The sequence below is a fragment of the Rhodococcus sp. BE178 genome, assembly GCF_050433545.1.
GTDB lineage: Bacteria > Actinomycetota > Actinomycetes > Mycobacteriales > Mycobacteriaceae > Prescottella.
Genome location: NZ_JBNPXA010000015.1, coordinates 45,875 through 64,216 on the forward strand (window position 1 = coordinate 45,875; position 18,342 = coordinate 64,216).

At 67.6% G+C, this 18,342-nt stretch carries 20 protein-coding genes; 10 read left to right on the top strand and 10 right to left on the bottom strand.

Going from position 1 to position 18,342, the window contains the following annotated elements:
• Window positions 1-4 precede the first annotated feature (4 nt).
• Window positions 5-1,219: a molybdopterin molybdotransferase MoeA gene (locus tag J2X34_RS22520; RefSeq protein WP_429519846.1), complete on the bottom strand. Its 1,215-nt coding sequence runs from the start codon at window positions 1,217-1,219 to the stop codon at window positions 5-7.
• A 62-nt stretch (window positions 1,220-1,281) separates the two neighbouring features.
• Between J2X34_RS22520 and moaA the strand changes: the two genes are divergently transcribed.
• Both moaA and J2X34_RS22530 read left to right on the top strand, forming a co-directional pair.
• Window positions 1,282-2,355 (top strand): GTP 3',8-cyclase MoaA, encoded by a 1,074-nt coding sequence (moaA, locus tag J2X34_RS22525; RefSeq protein ID WP_429519847.1) that lies wholly within the window; start codon window positions 1,282-1,284, stop codon window positions 2,353-2,355.
• The gene (locus tag J2X34_RS22530; protein ID WP_258557957.1) at window positions 2,348-2,617 is read left to right on the top strand and encodes a MoaD/ThiS family protein; all 270 of its coding nucleotides are present in this window, start codon (window positions 2,348-2,350) and stop codon (window positions 2,615-2,617) included. Before moaA ends, J2X34_RS22530 begins: the two co-directional genes overlap by 8 nt.
• 9 nt (window positions 2,618-2,626) lie before the next feature.
• On the opposite strand, the gene J2X34_RS22535 is transcribed toward J2X34_RS22530, so the two are convergent.
• The gene (locus J2X34_RS22535) at window positions 2,627-3,394 is read right to left on the bottom strand and encodes an SDR family oxidoreductase (protein WP_429519848.1); all 768 of its coding nucleotides are present in this window, start codon (window positions 3,392-3,394) and stop codon (window positions 2,627-2,629) included.
• Window positions 3,395-3,418: 24 nt separating this feature from the next.
• Complete coding sequence (nadE, locus tag J2X34_RS22540) at window positions 3,419-4,264, bottom strand: ammonia-dependent NAD(+) synthetase (protein ID WP_114722561.1); 846 nt, start codon at window positions 4,262-4,264, stop codon at window positions 3,419-3,421.
• Window positions 4,265-4,372: 108 nt separating this feature from the next.
• Here nadE and J2X34_RS22545 point away from each other — a divergent pair, with 108 nt between their 5' ends.
• Window positions 4,373-4,936 carry a nucleosidase gene (locus tag J2X34_RS22545; RefSeq protein WP_429519849.1) on the top strand — a complete coding sequence of 188 codons (564 nt, stop codon included), beginning with the start codon at window positions 4,373-4,375 and terminating at the stop codon, window positions 4,934-4,936.
• Between the two features lie 15 nt (window positions 4,937-4,951).
• Here J2X34_RS22545 and J2X34_RS22550 read toward each other — a convergent pair whose 3' ends face one another.
• The gene (locus tag J2X34_RS22550; protein WP_114722609.1) at window positions 4,952-5,773 is read right to left on the bottom strand and encodes an META domain-containing protein; all 822 of its coding nucleotides are present in this window, start codon (window positions 5,771-5,773) and stop codon (window positions 4,952-4,954) included.
• 9 nt (window positions 5,774-5,782) lie between these two features.
• Complete coding sequence (locus J2X34_RS22555) at window positions 5,783-6,397, bottom strand: TetR/AcrR family transcriptional regulator (RefSeq protein ID WP_114722559.1); 615 nt, start codon at window positions 6,395-6,397, stop codon at window positions 5,783-5,785.
• A 102-nt stretch (window positions 6,398-6,499) separates the two neighbouring features.
• Here J2X34_RS22555 and J2X34_RS22560 point away from each other — a divergent pair, with 102 nt between their 5' ends.
• Window positions 6,500-7,072: an NADPH-dependent FMN reductase gene (locus J2X34_RS22560; RefSeq protein ID WP_114722558.1), complete on the top strand. Its 573-nt coding sequence runs from the start codon at window positions 6,500-6,502 to the stop codon at window positions 7,070-7,072.
• Window positions 7,073-7,145: 73 nt separating this feature from the next.
• On the opposite strand, the gene J2X34_RS22565 is transcribed toward J2X34_RS22560, so the two are convergent.
• Window positions 7,146-8,036, bottom strand: a complete 891-nt coding sequence (locus tag J2X34_RS22565) for a siderophore-interacting protein (protein ID WP_429519850.1) — start codon at window positions 8,034-8,036, stop codon at window positions 7,146-7,148.
• 565 nt (window positions 8,037-8,601) lie between these two features.
• Here J2X34_RS22565 and J2X34_RS22570 point away from each other — a divergent pair.
• Genes J2X34_RS22570 through nrdF form a run of 4 tightly spaced genes read left to right on the top strand, consistent with a single transcriptional unit; the run spans window position 8,602 to window position 12,497 of the window.
• Entirely contained in the window at window positions 8,602-8,835 is a 234-nt protein-coding gene (locus J2X34_RS22570) for a redoxin NrdH (protein ID WP_114722557.1), read from the top strand.
• A gap of 50 nt (window positions 8,836-8,885) precedes the next feature.
• Window positions 8,886-9,344 (top strand): class Ib ribonucleoside-diphosphate reductase assembly flavoprotein NrdI, encoded by a 459-nt coding sequence (gene nrdI, locus J2X34_RS22575; protein WP_114722556.1) that lies wholly within the window; start codon window positions 8,886-8,888, stop codon window positions 9,342-9,344.
• Entirely contained in the window at window positions 9,302-11,488 is a 2,187-nt protein-coding gene (gene nrdE / locus J2X34_RS22580) for a class 1b ribonucleoside-diphosphate reductase subunit alpha (protein WP_114722555.1), read from the top strand. Before nrdI ends, nrdE begins: the two co-directional genes overlap by 43 nt.
• Window positions 11,489-11,522: 34 nt before the next feature.
• Window positions 11,523-12,497, top strand: a complete 975-nt coding sequence (gene nrdF, locus J2X34_RS22585; RefSeq protein ID WP_114722554.1) for a class 1b ribonucleoside-diphosphate reductase subunit beta — start codon at window positions 11,523-11,525, stop codon at window positions 12,495-12,497.
• A 78-nt stretch (window positions 12,498-12,575) separates the two neighbouring features.
• Here nrdF and J2X34_RS22590 read toward each other — a convergent pair whose 3' ends face one another.
• On the bottom strand, window positions 12,576-13,064 hold the full coding sequence (locus J2X34_RS22590; RefSeq protein ID WP_114722553.1) for an RDD family protein: 489 nt from the start codon (window positions 13,062-13,064) through the stop codon (window positions 12,576-12,578).
• Window positions 13,065-13,208: 144 nt separating this feature from the next.
• Between J2X34_RS22590 and J2X34_RS22595 the strand changes: the two genes are divergently transcribed.
• The gene (locus J2X34_RS22595; protein ID WP_429519851.1) at window positions 13,209-13,595 is read left to right on the top strand and encodes a VOC family protein; all 387 of its coding nucleotides are present in this window, start codon (window positions 13,209-13,211) and stop codon (window positions 13,593-13,595) included.
• A gap of 15 nt (window positions 13,596-13,610) precedes the next feature.
• Here the strand turns inward: J2X34_RS22595 and J2X34_RS22600 are convergent, their stop codons facing one another.
• From J2X34_RS22600 to J2X34_RS22610, 3 genes are all read right to left on the bottom strand, one after another.
• On the bottom strand, window positions 13,611-14,087 hold the full coding sequence (locus tag J2X34_RS22600) for an NUDIX hydrolase (protein ID WP_429519852.1): 477 nt from the start codon (window positions 14,085-14,087) through the stop codon (window positions 13,611-13,613).
• 7 nt (window positions 14,088-14,094) lie between these two features.
• Window positions 14,095-15,054 carry an ABC transporter substrate-binding protein gene (locus J2X34_RS22605; RefSeq protein ID WP_429519888.1) on the bottom strand — a complete coding sequence of 320 codons (960 nt, stop codon included), beginning with the start codon at window positions 15,052-15,054 and terminating at the stop codon, window positions 14,095-14,097.
• 99 nt (window positions 15,055-15,153) lie between these two features.
• Window positions 15,154-16,119, bottom strand: a complete 966-nt coding sequence (locus J2X34_RS22610; RefSeq protein WP_397484727.1) for an ABC transporter substrate-binding protein — start codon at window positions 16,117-16,119, stop codon at window positions 15,154-15,156.
• Between the two features lie 391 nt (window positions 16,120-16,510).
• Here J2X34_RS22610 and ctaD point away from each other — a divergent pair, with 391 nt between their 5' ends.
• On the top strand, window positions 16,511-18,247 hold the full coding sequence (gene ctaD / locus J2X34_RS22615; RefSeq protein ID WP_114722548.1) for an aa3-type cytochrome oxidase subunit I: 1,737 nt from the start codon (window positions 16,511-16,513) through the stop codon (window positions 18,245-18,247).
• Window positions 18,248-18,342: the final 95 nt, after the last annotated feature.

Here is an 18,342-nt window from a genome sequence, read left to right on the forward strand (position 1 = left end):
CTCACTACAGGGGCCACACCTTCACTCGATCGCCCGCCGCCAGGGACGTGACGGCGGCGGGAACGTCTATCAGTACATCGGCCCACGCGAACGCCGCCACGAGGTGCGATCCGGGACCCGACACCACCTCGACCCCGGTGTCGGTGCGGCGGCCGCGCAGGAACTGGCGCTTGCCCGCGATCGACGTGACCGCGTGGCCGAGCACGGCATCCTCGGTCGGCACGGCGGGCAGTCCCACCGCGCGGCGAAGCAGCGGGCGCAGGAACACCTCGAACGAGACCATCGTGCTCACCGGGTTACCGGGGAACGTCAGGACCGGGATCTCGTCGACCAACGCCAGGCCCTGCGGTCCGCCGGGCTGCATCGCGACCGGACCGAACCGTGCGCCCAGTTCGGTGAGGACGTCCTTGACCACCTCGTAGTCGCCCATCGACACCCCGCCCGAGGTGATCACCAGTTCGGTGCGGGCAACCGCGCGGCGCAGCGCGGCACCGAAGGCGTCGGGCTCGTCGCTGCTGCGGTCCACCACCGCGACCTCGGCGCCGTTGGCCCGCAGGCTCGCGGACAGCGCGGCGCCGTTGGAGTCGTAGATCTGTCCCGGCGCGGGTGTGGTGCCGGCGTCCACCAGTTCCGCGCCGGTCGTGATCACCGCGACGCGGGGCCGGGTCCGCACCGCCACCGACCCGAGCCCGACCGCGGCCAGCACCCCGAGATGTCGCGGTTCGAGCAGCGTTCCGGCCGTCAGCAGCAGCATCCCGGTGCACACGTCGCTGCCCCGCTCGCGGACGTAGTCGCCGCGGTCCCGGGGCCGACTGACGGTCACCTTTCCGTCGATCACCTCGGTGTCCTCCACCGGCACAACGGCATCCGCGCCATCGGGAATCACCGCCCCGGTCATGATCCGCACCGCGGTTCCCGGCACGTGCGGGGCAGGCTCGGCCGGGCCGGCGGCGACGGTGCCGACCACCGGGAGCGTCACCGGAACCGCCGCCACCGAGACGGCATCGACCGCGAATCCGTCCATCTGCGAATTGCGGAACAGTGGCAGATCGACGGGGGAGGTGATGTCGTACGACAGGACCCGGCCCAGCGCGTCGTCGAGGCGCACGGTCTCGGACGGTCGCGTCAGCAGCGGCGCGAGGAGTCGGCCCACCTCCGCGGCGTGTTCTTCGACGGATCTCGCAGTGCCGCGGTGCTCGTGCCCAGGACGCTGTGCCATGAGTGCCAATCCTAGGCATCTTCCCCGCACTCGGGCGGCGGTACAGCGGCATACTGGGGGGCATGAGCGCGGTACGAACGGGAACGGTGGTGGACGTCGGCATTCCTGCTGTGCGGACCGCGCCCGCGACGACCGGACGTCCCGACGTTCCCGAGTTGGTGGACAGTTTCGGGCGGATCGCGCGAGATCTGCGGGTCTCCATCACCGAGAAGTGCTCGCTGCGCTGCACGTACTGCATGCCCGCGGAGGGTCTGCCGGCGGTCCCGGCGCGGCAGCTGCTCACCGCCGACGAGATTGTCCGACTGGTCGGCGTCGCCGTGCACCGGCTGGGGGTACGGGAGGTCCGGTTCACCGGTGGAGAGCCGCTGATGCGCCGCGACCTCGAGACCATCGTCGCGGGTTGCGCCGCCGCGGTGCCTGGGATTCCCCTGTCGATGACGACCAATGCGGTGGGGCTCGAGCACCGCGCCGACGCCCTCGCCCGCGCCGGGCTCACGCGGATCAACGTCTCGCTCGACACGGTCGATCGGGCACACTTCGCGGAACTGACCCGCCGTGACCGACTGAGCTCGGTGCTCGCGGGGATCCGCGCCGCCCAGGACGCCGGACTCGCGCCACTGAAGATCAACGCGGTGTTGATGGCCGAAACCCTCGACGGGGCAGCCGATCTGCTGCAGTGGTGCCTCGACTCCGGATGCGCGCTGCGGTTCATCGAGCAGATGCCCCTCGATGCCGACCACGAATGGGCGCGGGAGAACATGGTGGACGCGCAGACCCTCCTCGCCGTCCTCGGCGAGCGCTTCGAGCTGCGGGAGGTGGGCCGCGAGGATCCGTCGGCGCCCGCGGAGGAGTGGCTCGTGAACGGGGGTCCGGCCACGGTCGGGATCATCGCTTCGGTGACCCGCTCGTTCTGCGGGGACTGCGATCGCACCCGGCTCACCGCGGAGGGGACCGTCCGGTCGTGCCTGTTCAGTGATCGCGAGGTGGACCTGCGGGACGCGCTGCGCTCCGGTGCCGACGACGAGGAACTCGCGCAGTTGTGGCGCGCGGCGATGTGGGACAAGTGGGCCGGTCACGGCATCAACGCGGCGGGATTCGTTCCCCCGCAACGCAGCATGGGAGCGATCGGTGGCTGACACACTCGGGGCGGTGCGCACGGTGGAGGTGCGGTACTTCGCGGCGGCGGCCGAGGCGGCCGACTGCACGACGGAGACGTTGTCGGTGCCGATGGACGCCGATCTCGCGGACCTGACGGCGGTACTCGTCGACCGCTACGGCGCCGGGATGGAGAAGATCCTGGGCGTCGCGGCGTACCTGGTCGATTCCGAGCTCACCCGCGACCTGTCGCGACCGGTCGGCGCGCAGGTCGACGTGCTGCCGCCGTTCGCGGGCGGATAGCTCTGCGGCTCACCGGCCGCGCAGCCATTCGGCGAAGGTGACGGTGCCGAACGTCTTGTCCGGCACCAGGTTCCAACCGTTCCTCCAGAAGGTGCCCATGTTGCCGGGCATGGGAAGGTTCGTGACCCGGCCGCGGGCGCCGGTGGCCGCCTTCCACGCGAGTGCCATCTCACGCATCGTCAGGACCTCGGGTCCGCCGATCGTCGTCGGGTCGTTGGACACCCGATCCGCGACGGCGGCGTCGACCAGCGCGCGGGCGATGTCGGCGGTGTCGATCGGCTGGAACCGGGTGCGGGTGAACGCGGGGATCAGCCCGACCTTCGACGCCGGCGCGCAGATCATCGGGACGAACTCGTGGAACTGCGTCGCGCGCACCACCTGCGTCGGCAGCGGTGAGTCGCTGTACAGCCGTTCCTGCTGTGTCTTGGCCCGGTAGTACGCGAACGTCCCGCGGTCGACATTGACGATCGAGAGCAGCACCGCGCGGGAGACGCCCGCCGACCGCGCGGCGGCGAGCAGGTTGGTCGCGCCGGTCGTGAACACCGCCCGGGTACTGCGGGTCTTGCCGTCGGTGGTGTCGATCACGACATCCACGCCGTCGAGGGCGGCCGCGAGTCCCTCACCGCTCACCAGATCCCCGGCGGCGTGCTCGAGACCGTTGCTCGGCGCCCCGCCGTGGCGGCTGAGCACCCGCACCGGCTCGCCGCGGCGCAGCAGTTCGGCGACCACGGACCGCCCGGCGACACCGGTGCCGCCCGCCACCAGAAATCTGGTCATGGATCCCCCCTCGGTCGTGGATCGTCAGTCCTCGCGCCACCACGTGTCGAGCGGAGTCACCGGAACCGTCCGCTTGTGGCGGGTGTTGCGGTACATCCGCTCCAGCTTCTCGGCCACTTCGTCGGTGACGTCCCGGCCCTCGAGGAAGTCGTCGATCTGGTGGTAGGTGACCCCGAGCGCCACCTCGTCCGGCAGTGAGGGCCGGTCGTCCTCGAGGTCCGCGGTCGGCACCTTGCGCCACGTCGAGTCGGGGGCGCCGAGTTCGCGCAGCAGTGCCGCGCCCTGCCGCTTGGTGAGTCCCGTCAGCGGGGTGAGGTCGACGCCGCCGTCGCCGAACTTGGTGAAGAACCCGGTGAGCGCCTCCGCGGCATGATCCGTACCCACCACCAGGTAGCCGAGCTCGCCCGCGACCGCGTACTGGATCATCATGCGCTCGCGCGCCTTGATGTTGCCGCGCACGAAGTCTCGCAGCAGCCCGCCGTCGCCCAGCAGTCCTCGCATGGCCTGTGAGGCCTCGGCGATGGTCGCGTCGGCACCCGGTTTGACGTTCACGGTCAGCGACCGGTCCGGTCCGATGAACTTCAGGGCCACCTGCGCGTCGTGCTCGTCGAACTGCGATCCGTACGGCAGGCGGACCGCGACGAACTCGGCGGTGTGGCCCTCGGCGCGCAGCTCCTCGACCGCCAACTGGGTCAGTCGGCCGGCGAGCGTGCTGTCCTGGCCGCCGCTGATTCCGAGCACGAAGCCCTTCGCCGGGGTGGACCGCAGGTAGTCCTTGATGAACTGCACACGGTTGCGGATCTGGGCTGCCGGATCGATCGTCGACTCGACGCCGAGTTCCTCGATGATCCGGGCGCGCGAAATTGCCATGGCAGAACTGTAGCGAGCACGGGTCGGGTGTGCAGCAACGCGAACCGGCACGGCAGGATGTGATTCCGCACGCCCACCGGCGTCGGCAGAGAAACACGGGAGACCCTGATGAGCAGCACCGGCAGCACCGGCATCCTCGTGGTGAGCGCCACGGCAGGCGAGGCGGCGCACGTTCCGGACGGCCTCGACGTCGTCGTGACGGGCATCGGCAAGGTGGCCGCGGCGGTCGCGGTCACGCACGCACTCGCGAAATGCGATCCGGATCGGCTGCCGCTCGTGGTGAACATCGGTACCGCCGGCGCCCTGCATACCCATCACAGCGGCCTCTACCTGCCGTCGGCGGTCCTCAACCACGACATCAGCAGCGAGGTGCTGCGCTCGCTCGGTCACCCCGTGCGTGACGTCATCGAGGTCGAGGACGGCGACGGCTCGGTCCTCGCGACGGGGGATTCGTTCATCTCCGACGGCGAGATCCGCGATGCACTCGCCGCCCGGGCCGACCTGGTCGACATGGAGGGGTTCGCCGTCGCGTTCGCGTGCGCGCAGGTCGGTGCGCGTTGCCGACTGGTCAAGCACGTCAGCGATCAGGCCGACGACTCGGCGATGGACTGGCCGGCGCAGGTGGACGCGAGCGCGCGGGTGCTCGGGGAGTGGCTGCGCGAGACGCTTTGACGTCGGCGTGGTCGCCTACTGGCCGCGCAGTCCCAGGCCGGTGCCGTCGGCGCGCATCAGCTTCATGGTGTCGCCGTCGATCGTGTAGGTGACCTCGCCGTCGAGGACGTGCCGCACGGCCTGCTCCACCTCGGCGACGTCCGTCGGGCACGCCATCCTGGTGGTGGCCAGCGGACCGAACGTGACGGTGCCCTCGCCGACCTGGGCGGGACCGTTGAAACGATTGCATCCGGTGGATCCGGTGGCCTGCCCGTTGTCGCCGATCGTCAACGTCGGTGCCGACGTCTCGAGGGCCGCCGACGTCGAGATCGCGTTCGGGCCGATCAGCGAGTCGACCACCCACGTCGTTCCGACGAGCGGGCGATCCGGATTCGCGGTCTTCTTGTCGGCGAGCGTGACGGTGGTTCCGGGAGACGAGAGCGTAAGGATGTCGCCGGTCAGCGTCCACGACGGTTGGGTGGCGAACAGGTCGGTCATCCACTTGTCGGCGCCCGCGAGGTCGCCCGGGCAGGCCATCATGGTGGTCGCGATCGGACCGGTCTTCACGACTCCGCCGGACAGGTCGACGCTGCTCACGCCGCGGTTGCAGCCCGCGCTCATCGCGATGTTCCCCTTCTCGGGGAAGGCGACCTCGAGCGGGCCGCCGCCGGGGATGGCGGTACCGGTGACGGCGACCGAGAGGTATGTGTGCCCCCACAGCGCGTCCTCGGGCGCAGCAGCGGCCGACGCCGACGTGCTCGCGGACGTCGTCCCGGCATCCGCACCGTCGGTGCTGCTGCCACACGCGGTCAGCGTGGCTGCAGACAGGAGGGCGAGGACGACCAACGACGTGCGCATGACCACACCCTAGTCGGCGGGCGGCGCCGAACGGGTGATCCTGCGGGCCAGGTCTTCCCAGGCGTCGGCGATCCGTCTCTCCGACATTCCGAGGGTGCGGATCTGGTGCAGCACGAGGCTCGCCTCGAGCGGTGCCAGCAGGGCTGTGCCGAGAAGTTCGGTGTCCCCGTCGACGCCCGCGACGGTGAGGAGCGTCACGATGTGTCGCAGGCTCACGGCCCGGGCCGGACCGGCGAACCGGAACTCGGGGGAGTCCTCGGCGGCCCGCAGGATGTCTCCCTGGACGGCGACCATGTCGAGGCGTGCACGCCCGAACGCGACGAGGCGGACGACGGGGTCGGCGCCCGGCCCGAGCGGTGCGGGCCCGAACATGAAGGCGTGCTGCAGTTCGCGCTCGGTGTGGTCGAGCAGCGCGTTCATCAGGCCCGAGCGGCTGCCGAAGCGGCGGAAGACGGTGCCCTTGCCGACTCCGGCCGTGGCGGCGACGGCCTCCATCGTCACGGCGTCGACGCCTCGCTCGGCGACCAGTCGAGCGGCAGCGTCGAGGAGCAGTTTCCGATTGCGGGCGGCATCACATCGCTCGGGGATCTCGGCGTCCACCAGCGGAAGCAGCGGGCTGTTCACGTGAGCATCGTAGCCCAGGCGGGAATGCAAGTGGACCGCGGTCCGTTTGTGCTGCTATACATGTCCACGGCGTTATCGACCGGATCACCGAAGGAACTTCCCATGTCTCAGTCCCGCGTTCTCGTCCTCGTCGGCAGCCTCCGTGCCGGCTCCGTCAACCGTCAGGTCGCGGAGACCGCGGCAGCTGTCGCACCCGAGGGTGTCGAGCTCACCATCTACGAGGGTCTCGGCGACCTCCCCTTCTACAACGAGGACGTCGACGTCCCCGGTGCCATGATCCCCGGCGCCGATGAGCTGCGCGCGGCTGCGGCCGAGTCGGACGCCCTGCTCCTGGTCACCCCGGAGTACAACGGGACCATCCCCGCCGTCCTGAAGAACGGCATCGACTGGCTGTCGCGTCCGTACGGCACCGGCGCCGTCAAGGACAAGCCGGTCGCCGTGATCAGCGCGTCCCCGAGCCCCAACGCCGCCAAGTGGGCGCACGACGACACCCGCAAGGCTCTCGGCATCGCCGGCGGCAACGTGCTCGACGTCGAACTCTCCATCGGCGGCACCATCCAGAAGTTCGGCGACCAGCACCCGCGTGAGAACGCCGAGGTTGCGCAGCAGGTCGCCGGCGTCGTCGCCGCGCTGGTCGAGGCGTCCGAGGCGTCCGAGGCCCTCGCGAACGCCTGACGTCCTTTTCGCCGAATGTCACATGCGTTCAGTTCGACTGAACGTATGTGACATTCGGCGTTTCAGGAAGTGCTCACAGCCCGGCCTGCTCCATCGCCGCGTCGACGGCGTCGCGGACCGAGTCGAAGTCGCCGCCCGCGGTCAGTGCCGCCAGCTGAGCCGCCTCGATCTGCTCGCGCGCCTGCTCGTACCGCGCGGTCCAGGCCTCCTTGTCGGCGCGCCAGTAGCCGATGACGTCGTACCGGTCGGACGGCCAGCCCAGGTCGTGCCGCACCCACCGGCGCACCTCGCGCGAGAGGCCTGCCTCACCGGCGAACCACACGTAGCCGGGGCCGTCGGGTGGGGTCCACGACCTCGCGGCGGCGGCGAGGGCGCTGGGCCCGACGCCGTTGCCGGTGCCGTGCAGCCACGTGAACGTGACGTCGCCGGCGGTGTCGAGGCGTTGCGCGTCCGCGGCCGTCGTGACTTCCGCGATCACGTGGACGCGCGTGCCGGGCTCGAGGCCCTCGACGATGCGCACCACTGCGGGTAGCGCGGTCATGTCCGCGATCAGCAGCTGCCAGCGTGATTCGGTCGGCGGGCGGTACCAGCCGGACGCCGTCGTCACCCCGAGCGCCTGCCCCGGGCGCGCCTGCAGGGCCCATCGCACGGCGGCGCCGCCGTCGTGCACGGCGAAGTCGATGTCCATCTCGTGGGTTGCGGCGTCCCAGCGGCGAACGGTGTAGCTGCGCATCTCGGGACTCTCCGTGCCGGGGAAGTCCCATCCGTCTCCGACGGGTTCCGGCGCGGGCGGGCGGTCCGTGCCGTCGGGCGGGAACACCACCAGGAGCCGCTCGTCGGGGTCGCCGCTCGAGGTGAAGCGGGTCAGGTCGCCGCCGGCGAGGGTGATCCGTTGCATGTTGGGCGTCACGCGAACTACCCGCGACACGGTCGCGAAGTAGTAGGGGCTCTCGTTCGACGGCACCTGATCACATTGGCACACCGCGGTGCGGCGACGGCGGAAGCCGCCTGCCAGTTACCGGCCAGTTACGCGCCGCGGGGTGCGTCGCTCGGGGTGGTCGGCGCGACGTCCGGACCCCTCCGCCCCAAACCTGGGGCCGGCATCCGCACCGGCGCTCCCGACGTTTGCGCGAGTGGGGCGGCGAGGGGTTGTGAGTGTGTCCGTGAACACACGTCGAGGGTGCTTGTGACGGCACCGCCGGCGCGTCTTCGGCGTGTCCGCGGCGTGTCGCGTCCGGGGCGCGTCCGAGACGGTTCGGAGGTGACCGAAATCACCGGCGCAAACGTGATCTGCGACACGCCGAAAGTGGGTCTCGGCGCGCCGCCGGGAGGGGGTCAACCTGCGAATATCAACCGTGTCACTCACAAGATCTCGGGTTGTGCGTTTCTGTCGGCCACTAGGTGTAGTGTCTACACAGCCGAGGGGCACAACGGGAACGAAACGGATCCCGGGTCGGAAAACAGGCTCTTTTCCTCGGCATGCAGAGCACGCATCCGTAGCTCGTCAGGCCGTGGAAAGAGGGACCATCATGAGCATCACCGTCTACACCAAGCCCGCCTGCGTTCAGTGCAATGCCACCTACCGCGCCCTCGACAAGGCCGGTCTCGAATACGACATCGTCGACATCTCCGAGAACCCCGAGGCACGCGACTACGTGATGGCCCTCGGATACCTCCAGGCCCCCGTCGTGGTGGCCGGTGACGACCACTGGTCGGGCTTCCGTCCCGATCGCATCAAGACCCTCACCGCAAACGCTGCTTGAAGCGTCGCGGGGCCGGTCGAATCTCAGCTCGAGTAAGAGGGTGAACACCGATGGCATCGCTGGTGTACTTCTCCAGCGTGTCGGAGAACACACACCGATTCGTCCAGCGGCTCGGTGTCCCCGCCGCGCGCATCCCGCTCCATGACCGTGAAGGCGCGTTCGGAGTCGACGAGCCCTACGTCCTGATCCTCCCCACCTATGGGGGCGGCACGACGGCGATGGGGCGCGACACGAGTTACGTGCCCAAGCAGGTCATCCGATTCTTGAACAACAAGCACAATCGCTCGCTCATCCGCGGGGTGATTGCTGCCGGCAACACGAACTTCGGCGAGTCGTACTGCTTCGCCGGGAACGTGATCTCTCAGAAGTGTCAGGTGCCGTACCTGTACCGCTTCGAACTAATGGGAACACCAGAGGATGTCATCGCCGTGCGCGAGGGCCTCGAACAATTCATGGAGAGTGAACAGTGGCACCGACCATCACAGATTCAGCCCCGGCTGGGAGTGTAGAGCGCGCTGCGGCACGACCCGACGCGTCGGCGGGGGAGCTGGACTACCACGCGCTCAACGCGATGCTGAACCTGTACGGACCGAACGGTGAGATCCAGTTCGACAAGGACCGCGAGGCGGCCAACCAGTACTTCCTCCAGCACGTCAACCAGAACACGGTCTTCTTCCACAACCTGGACGAGAAGCTGGACTACCTGGTCAAGGAGAACTACTACGAGCCCGAGGTGCTCGACCAGTACTCCCGCGAGTTCGTGAAGTCGTTGATCGACCGTGCGTACGCGAAGAAGTTCCGCTTCCCGACGTTCCTCGGTGCCTTCAAGTACTACACCTCTTACACCCTCAAGACGTTCGACGGTAAGCGCTACCTCGAGCGTTTCGAGGACCGCGTCTGCATGGTTGCGCTCACGCTCGCCGCGGGCGACGAGACGCTCGCGACCGAGCTGGTCGACGAGATCATCGCCGGTCGCTTCCAGCCGGCCACCCCGACGTTCCTCAACTCCGGCAAGAAGCAGCGCGGCGAGCCCGTGTCGTGCTTCCTGCTGCGCATCGAGGACAACATGGAGTCGATCGGTCGTTCGATCAACTCGGCCCTGCAGCTGTCCAAGCGCGGCGGCGGAGTTGCGTTGCTGCTCAGTAACGTTCGAGAGCACGGCGCCCCGATCAAGAAGATCGAGAACCAGAGCTCCGGCGTCATCCCGATCATGAAGCTGCTCGAGGACTCGTTCTCGTACGCCAACCAGCTCGGTGCGCGTCAGGGCGCCGGCGCGGTGTACCTGCACGCCCACCATCCGGACATCTACCGGTTCCTCGACACCAAGCGTGAGAACGCGGACGAGAAGATCCGCATCAAGACGCTGTCGCTGGGCGTCGTGATCCCGGACATCACGTTCGAGCTCGCGAAGAAGAACGAGGACATGTACCTGTTCTCGCCGTACGACGTCGAGCGCATCTACGGTGTGCCGTTCGCGGACATCAACGTCAGCGAGAAGTACCACGAGATGGTCGACGACAAGCGGATCCGCAAGTCGAAGATCAAGGCGCGTGAGTTCTTCCAGACCCTCGCCGAGCTGCAGTTCGAGTCGGGCTACCCGTACATCATGTTCGAGGACACGGTGAACCGGGCGAACCCGATCGAGGGCAAGATCACGCACTCCAACCTGTGCTCGGAGATCCTGCAGGTCTCGACGCCGTCGACGTTCAACGACGACCTGTCCTACAGCCATGTCGGCAAGGACATTTCGTGCAACCTCGGCTCGCTGAACATCGCCAAGACGATGGACTCGCCGGACTTCGCGAAGACGATCGAGACGTCGATCCGCGCGCTGACCGCCGTCTCGGATCAGACCCACATCTACTCGGTGCCGTCGATCGAGCAGGGCAACAACGACTCTCACGCGATCGGCCTGGGGCAGATGAACCTGCACGGCTACCTCGCTCGCGAGCGGATCCACTACGGCTCCGAAGAGGGCGTCGACTTCACGAACATCTACTTCTACACGGTCGTGTTCCACGCGGTCCGTGCGTCGAACGAGATCGCGAAGGAACGCGGCACCCACTTCAAGGGCTTCCCGCAGTCCAAGTACGCGTCGGGTGAGTACTTCGACAAGTACACCGACCAGGTGTGGGAGCCCGCCACCGAGCGGGTGCGTGCGCTGTTCGCGGACGCCGGCGTGCACATCCCGACGCAGGACGACTGGCGTGAGCTCAAGGCGTCGGTGCAGAAGTACGGCATCTACAACCAGAACCTGCAGGCCGTCCCGCCGACCGGCTCGATCTCGTACATCAACAACTCCACCAGCTCGATCCACCCGGTGGCCGCGAAGATCGAGATCCGCAAGGAAGGCAAGATCGGTCGCGTCTACTACCCGGCGCCGTACCTGACGAACGACAACCTGGAGTACTACCAGGACGCGTACGAGATCGGGTACGAGAAGATCATCGACACCTACGCTGCGGCCACGCAGCACGTCGACCAGGGCCTGTCGCTGACGCTGTTCTTCAAGGACACCGCGTCCACGCGTGACGTCAACCGCGCGCAGATCTACGCGTGGCGCAAGGGCATCAAGACGCTGTACTACATCCGCCTGCGTCAGATGGCACTCGAGGGCACCGAGGTCGAGGGTTGCGTCTCGTGCATGCTGTGACCGTAGTGAAGAGCTTGAACGAAGTGAGGGAATCGTGAGCGAGAAGATCAAGCTGGTCAGTCGCGTGTCGGCGATCAACTGGAATCGCGTGCCCGACGACAAGGACGCCGAGGTGTGGGATCGCCTCACCGGCAATTTCTGGCTGCCGGAGAAGGTGCCGGTGTCCAACGACATCCAGTCGTGGGCCACTCTCACGCCGAACGAGCAGCAGCTCACGATGCGCGTGTTCACCGGCCTGACGCTGCTCGACACCATCCAGGGCACCGTCGGTGCCGTGAGCCTGATCCCCGATGCGGTCACCCCGCACGAGGAGGCCGTGCTCACCAACATCGCGTTCATGGAGTCGGTGCACGCGAAGAGCTACTCGCAGATCTTCTCGACCCTGTGCACCACGCGCGAGATCGACGACGCGTTCCGCTGGTCGGAGGAGAACCCGAACCTGCAGCGCAAGGCGCAGATCGTCCTCGACTACTACCGCGGTGACGACCCGCTCAAGCGCAAGGTCGCCTCGACGCTGCTCGAGAGCTTCCTGTTCTACTCGGGCTTCTACCTGCCGATGTACTGGTCCTCGCGGGCCAAGCTCACCAACACGGCCGACATGATCCGCCTCATCATCCGTGACGAGGCCGTGCACGGCTACTACATCGGCTACAAGTACCAGCGCGGACTCGAGCAGCTGACCCAGGCCGAGAAGGACGATCTCAAGAACTACACGTTCGAGCTGCTGTTCGAGCTGTACGACAATGAGGTCGAGTACACGCAGGACCTGTACGACGAGGTCGGGCTCACCGAGGACGTCAAGAAGTTCCTGCGCTACAACGCCAACAAGGCGCTGATGAACCTCGGTTACGAGGGCCTGTTCCCGAAGGACGAGACGGACGTCAACCCGGCGATCCTGTCGGCGCTCTCGCCCAACGCGGACGAGAACCACGACTTCTTCTCGGGCTCCGGTTCGAGCTACGTCATCGGCAAGGCTGTCAACACCGAGGACGAGGACTGGGACTTCTAGCCCACCCGCACCACTTCGGCCGAATGTCACACCGGTTCAGTTGGACTGAACCGGTGTGACATTCGGCCGTCGGTGTTTTCAGGGAAGGGTGACGTCCCTGCGGCGGACGACGGCCGGCGAGTCGTCGTAGTCGCCCAACCACGTGCTGTCCGTGAAGGTGCCGACCACGTCGAACGCCCCGATCAGCCACCACTTCAGCAGGCAGCCGGTGGTCGGCCACTGCCCGTCGGACGGGCGGATGACACACACGCCGGTCAGTGCCTTGCCGACGGTCGTGTGGAAGATTCGCTGGGCCACGACGCGCTGCAGGAGTGACGCGAGGATCCATCCGATCGGGAGCGCGAGCGGTGCCCAATCCGACACTGCCGGAATATCGAGGCACACGATCATTCCGACGACGCCGACTGCGATGTGCAGGACGAGGTCGATGACGAAGGCGATCGCCTGACGCAGTTGGCGCGGCGACGGATACCGCGGGTCGTCCGACTCGCCGTGCTTGTCCGGAAGTTCCGTCGGCACCGGTGTCGTTCCCGGGGGCCTGGTTGCGTCGAACCCTGATGTGGTCACCGCAGAAGAGTGACGGAAGCTGCCGCGAAAGGCAATGGCGAGGGCCAGGTTTCGTTCGGACCGTTGTCGCGGAGGTGAGCCGCGCCTAGTGTCGAGGTTGTAGGACCGAGCCGACGATGCCCGACGACGATCGAGGAGACGGCAATGAGTGGTCGAGTAGTGCATTTCGAGGTACCGTTCGACGACGGTGACCGGGCACGAAGTTTCTACAAGGTGGCATTCGGCTGGAACGTCACCGAGATGCCCGAGCTCGAGTACACCGGCGTGTCCACCGGGCCGGTCGAGGATTCGGGGATGCCGACCGAACCCGGGTACATCGGTGGCGGCATGTTCCGGCGCGCGGACCAGGATCCCAAGGGGCCGGTGATCACGATCGACGTCCCCGACATCGATGCCGCGCTCGCGAAGATCGAGTCGCTCGGTGGCGCGACGGTCTCGGCGAAGCAGCCCGTCGGCGAGATGGGCTTCGCCGCCTACTTCCGGGACACCGAGGGCAACGTCATGGGGTTGTGGGAGACCGCGAAAGGCTGAGGGGGAGTGACGCACTCACTCGCGGACGAACCAGGCCCGCGGGTCGTCGCCGAGCGCCTTCTCGATCCGCATCCGTGACGACTCGGTCAGGTCGGCGGGGAGGCCGTCGGGCGAGAACCAACGCACGTCGAGGTTCTCCTCGTCCGCGACGCGCGCCTCACCCGACACGGCGCGCACGAGGAAGCACACGTCGAGATAGCTGGCGATGTCGCCGTTGGGATACGTGACGGGGCCGGCGGTGTCGACGCTGGTGACACGCACCAGTTCCGCGTCCACCCCGGTTTCCTCGCGGATCTCCCGCAGTACGGCGGCGCCGGGTTTCTCGCCGGGTTCGAGGATGCCGGAGACGACGGCCCACCGGCCGTTGTCGGCCCGCTGGGTGAGCAGGAGGCGACCGTCGTCGTCGATCACGACGGCGCTGACGCCCGACAGGAACAGCGGGGTGTGACCGACGTGTTCACGTAGGGCCGCAACGAATTCGGGGACCGGCATCGTCGGCCTAGCTGACGTACTCGTTGAGGCTGCGCTGCAGGTCGGTGACGACCGCCCGTGCCGCGACGAGGCCGTTGCCGTCGTTCCAGATCGCGTCGTCGACGGCGAAGACGCGCTTGTCGGTCACGGCACCGAGTTCGTGCCAGTCGTCGGACTCCATGACGGACGTTCCGTGTTCGAGCCCGCCCGATCCGTCGAAGCTGACATAGATCAGATCGCCCTCCGCGTCGCCGAGATCGTCGATGTCCTTGGACGCCACGTCGAGTCGCTGATACGCCGGTCGCTGTACGCCGGTGTCGGCCAGGACCTGACCCGAGAAGCTGCCCGGCCCCTCGATCGCCAAGGAATCCGAGCCGAACCGGACCACCGACGCCTGCGTCTGCCGGGCGTTGATCTCGGCCCCGACTCGGTTGGCATCCGCGGTGTAGGCGTCGAGAGCCTGCTGCGCGGAGATGCCGCGACCCAGCGCCTTCCCCGATGCGAGGAAGCGGTCCTTCCACTGCACCGGGTCGGCGCCGACGAACACGGTGGGTGCCACCGCCCGAAGGCGGTCGGCGAGTGCCGGATCGGCCGGTTCGGAGCCCAGGATCAGGTCGGGGGCGGCCGCCGCGATCAGGCCGACGTCGGGGGAGCCGGCGGGTCCGACGTTCGGCAGCGCCGAGACCCCGGCACCGAGGTACGACGGCTGCGGGGTTCCGGCGTCGGACGTCGCGGCACCCACGACGCGCTGCCACAGTCCCAGTGCGCACACCGAATCCATTGCGGCGCTGTCGAGTACGACGATGCGCTGCGGATCCGGGGCCCCGGGGTCGGCCGGGGTGGCCGGCGCACACGCGGCGTGGGTGTCGCGTTCGATGCCCACGACACCCGCGCCGGCGATCTTCGTCGTGGTCCGCACGATCGTGCTCGCGTCGTCGTCCGGCGTGTTGCTGCAGCCGGCGAGTCCCACCAGCGTCGCGGCCGCCATCGCGGCCACGGCGGTTCGACGGACGGTGCGGACGGGCTGGGAACTGGACAATGCGACGACTTCCTGTTCGACGAGCTCGGCGGGTGCGGCCGACTCAGGTTAGCCGTTGTGCGGATCCACCCCGAATGCCTGCGCGAGGTCGTCGAGGATCTTGTGCGCGCCCTGGATGCTGACCGGCGTCATCCACATCGCGTCGTCGACCTCCACGATGCGGCCCTTCAGCGTCCCCCACAGCGGGTTCTGCAGGAAGGCCTCCGCCGCCTTCATCGACTTGCCCTCGGGATCCTCGTACGTCGCGACGAAGATGACGTCGGCGTCGGCCTCGTTGATCCGCTCGGGGCTGATCGAATTCATGATGCTGCCGGCGTCGGCCGGGTCCGGACCCTGGCTGTCCGGCCGGGCCAGTCCGGCGTCGGCGAGGACGATGCCGCTGAACGACGTCGTCCGGTAGAGGCGGGCGGTCGGCTCGCCGGCAAAGCGCACGACGGAGACGTCGGGGTTGTCCGCCTTGGCGTTGATCTCGTCGCCGATCGCCTTCGCCCGGGCCTCGTATTCGCCGATCTTCTGCTCGGCCAGATCCTCCTTGCCGAGAGCCTTCGCGACGAGGCGGATGTTGTCCTTCCACGTGGGGCCGGTCGACTGGGAGAACACCGTCGGGGCGAGGGTGGAGAGCGCCTCGTAGTTCTTTCCGTCGCGGACCTCGGCGGAGAGGATCAGGTCCGGCTGCAGCTGCGCGACCTTCTCGAGGCTCGCGTTGGACACCTTGCCGACCGAGGTGGCGTCGGCGGCGTACTTGTCGCGTGCGTCGCCGAGGTAGTCGGGCAGGCCCTGTCCGCGGTAGTCGACGTAGCCGACGAGAGGGGACTCGAGCAGCAGGACGGCGTCCGCGTAGCTGTTGTCGAGCGTGACGATCCGCTGCGGCTGGGCGTCGATGTCGGTCGCGCCGCGGAAGTGCTGGACGGTCCGCGGGAACTCGTCGGTCGCGGACGCCGTTGTATCGGCGGTGCTCCCGCTGGACGAGCAACCGGTGAGGGCGAGGCTGACGGCCACGCCGACTGCGGCCAGGGACGTGAGGGTGCGGCGTCGGGTCTGTGTGTGCACGGGTCGAGACTCCAAGAGGAAGGGGGTTAGGTAAGCAAAACCTTAACAATCGGGGAGGTGGGGTTCCCGGTGGTCGACTTCTGTGGTGTGACGCTCGGGCGTCGGTCGACCCGCACCGACACGCCGTGACGCATCCGGCGGATGGTCCGGTGGGGGACTAAAGTCCTGCTCGCGGCTCTGTGGGCCGAGGGAACTACGGCCCGAGTACGACAGGGAGTAGGACCCGGTCCGCGGGCCCCGAAGGCACCGTCTACGATTCGATGAGCGCAAGCCAGCGAACGCCTATCTCGCCAGCCCGGGATCGGCGCTCAGAGCGGAGCCTGCGGAGCGATCAAGGGCACATTCAGGAGGATTAGTGACTGCCGTAGCGCCCCAGCCAGTCCCAGAGATAGCAGCGAGGCCTTACCCGCCACGGCAGGGACCCAAGGGCTCGTTCATTTACAAGATGATCACGACCACCGACCCCAAGGTGCTCGGGATCATGTACCTGGTGACGTCGTTCGCCTTCTTCCTCATCGGTGGCCTCATGGCCCTGCTGATGCGAACCGAACTCGCTGTTCCGGGCCTGCAGTTCCTGTCCAACGAGCAGTTCAACCAGCTGTTCACGATGCACGGCACGATCATGCTGCTGCTGTACGCGACCCCGGTCGTGTTCGGCTTCGCCAACTACATCGTTCCGCTGCAGATCGGCGCGCCCGACGTGGCGTTCCCGCGTCTGAACTCGTTCAGCTACTGGCTGTACCTGTTCGGCGCCATCATCACCACCGCCGGCTTCATCACTCCGGGTGGCGCGGCCGACTTCGGCTGGACCGCCTACACCCCGCTGACGAGCGAGCTGCACTCGCCCGGCATCGGTGCGGACCTGTGGATCCTGGGCCTCGCGGTTGCCGGTCTGGGCACCATCCTCGGTGGCGTCAACTTCATCACCACCATCGTGTGCCTGCGCGCACCGGGCATGACCATGTTCCGGATGCCGATCTTCACGTGGAACATCCTCATCACCGCCATCCTCATCCTGCTGGCGTTCCCGCTGCTCACCGCCGCGTTCATGGGCCTGTTCGTCGACCGTCACCTCGGTGGCCACATCTTCGACCCGGCAACCGGTGGCGTCCTGCTGTGGCAGCACCTGTTCTGGTTCTTCGGTCACCCCGAGGTGTACATCATCGCGCTGCCGTTCTTCGGCATCGTCTCGGAGATCTTCCCGGTCTTCTCGCGTAAGCCGATCTTCGGTTACAGCGGTCTGGTGTACGCCACGATGGCCATCGCGGCCCTGTCGATCGCCGTGTGGGCGCACCACATGTACGCGACGGGCGCCGTCCTGCTGCCGTTCTTCTCCTTCATGACGTTCCTCATCGCGGTCCCGACCGGTGTGAAGTTCTTCAACTGGATCGGAACGATGTGGAAGGGACAGTTGACGTTCGAGTCGCCGATGCTGTTCTCGGTCGGCTTCCTCGTGACCTTCCTCTTCGGTGGCCTGTCGGGCGTCCTGCTCGCAAGCCCGCCGATCGACTTCCACGTCACCGACACGTACTTCGTGATCGCGCACTTCCACTACGTGCTCTTCGGCACCATCGTGTTCGCCACCTACGCGGGTATCTACTTCTGGTTCCCGAAGATGACCGGCCGCATGATGGACGAGCGCCTCGCGAAGTGGCACTTCTGGACCACGTTCGTCGGCTTCCACTCCACCTTCCTGGTCCAGCACTGGCTCGGTGCCGAGGGCATGCCGCGTCGCTACGCGGACTACCTGCCCAGCGACGGCTTCACCACGCTGAACACGATCTCCACGATCGGCTCGTTCATCCTCGGTGCCTCGACGCTGCCGTTCCTGTGGAACGTCTTCAAGAGCTACCGGTACGGCGAGGTCGTCAAGGTCGACGACCCGTGGGGCTACGGCAACTCGCTCGAGTGGGCCACCACCTGCCCGCCGCCGCGCCACAACTTCACCGAGCTGCCCCGGATCCGTTCGGAGCGTCCGGCGTTCGAGCTGCACTACCCGCACATGGTCGAGCGCCTGCGCGACGAGGCTCATGTCGGTATCGGACACGGCGGCAAGCACGCCACCGCGGTCCTGGAAGACAGCAAGTCCTAGCGGACCGGAAGGTCCCTGCTCTACCGGAAGGCCCCGCCCGATCCCCGATGTCGAGGGAGCTGGCGGGGCCTTTCCCGTGCCGCCACCTCGACTTG

Excerpts from the sequence above, each read along its gene's own strand:
- J2X34_RS22570 (WP_114722557.1), top strand. The coding sequence starts at position 8,602 with ATGAGCATCACCGTCTACACCAAGCCCGCCTGCGTTCAGTGCAATGCC.
- nadE (WP_114722561.1), bottom strand. The coding sequence starts at position 4,264 with ATGGCAATTTCGCGCGCCCGGATCATCGAGGAACTCGGCGTCGAGTCG.
- J2X34_RS22550 (WP_114722609.1), bottom strand. The coding sequence starts at position 5,773 with ATGCGCACGTCGTTGGTCGTCCTCGCCCTCCTGTCTGCAGCCACGCTG.
- J2X34_RS22600 (WP_429519852.1), bottom strand. The coding sequence starts at position 14,087 with ATGCCGGTCCCCGAATTCGTTGCGGCCCTACGTGAACACGTCGGTCAC.
- J2X34_RS22560 (WP_114722558.1), top strand. The coding sequence starts at position 6,500 with ATGTCTCAGTCCCGCGTTCTCGTCCTCGTCGGCAGCCTCCGTGCCGGC.
- J2X34_RS22595 (WP_429519851.1), top strand. The coding sequence starts at position 13,209 with ATGAGTGGTCGAGTAGTGCATTTCGAGGTACCGTTCGACGACGGTGAC.
- nrdI (WP_114722556.1), top strand. The coding sequence starts at position 8,886 with ATGGCATCGCTGGTGTACTTCTCCAGCGTGTCGGAGAACACACACCGA.
- J2X34_RS22520 (WP_429519846.1), bottom strand. The coding sequence starts at position 1,219 with ATGGCACAGCGTCCTGGGCACGAGCACCGCGGCACTGCGAGATCCGTC.
- moaA (WP_429519847.1), top strand. The coding sequence starts at position 1,282 with ATGAGCGCGGTACGAACGGGAACGGTGGTGGACGTCGGCATTCCTGCT.
- J2X34_RS22605 (WP_429519888.1), bottom strand. The coding sequence starts at position 15,054 with ATGGCGGCCGCGACGCTGGTGGGACTCGCCGGCTGCAGCAACACGCCG.
- J2X34_RS22535 (WP_429519848.1), bottom strand. The coding sequence starts at position 3,394 with ATGACCAGATTTCTGGTGGCGGGCGGCACCGGTGTCGCCGGGCGGTCC.
- J2X34_RS22545 (WP_429519849.1), top strand. The coding sequence starts at position 4,373 with ATGAGCAGCACCGGCAGCACCGGCATCCTCGTGGTGAGCGCCACGGCA.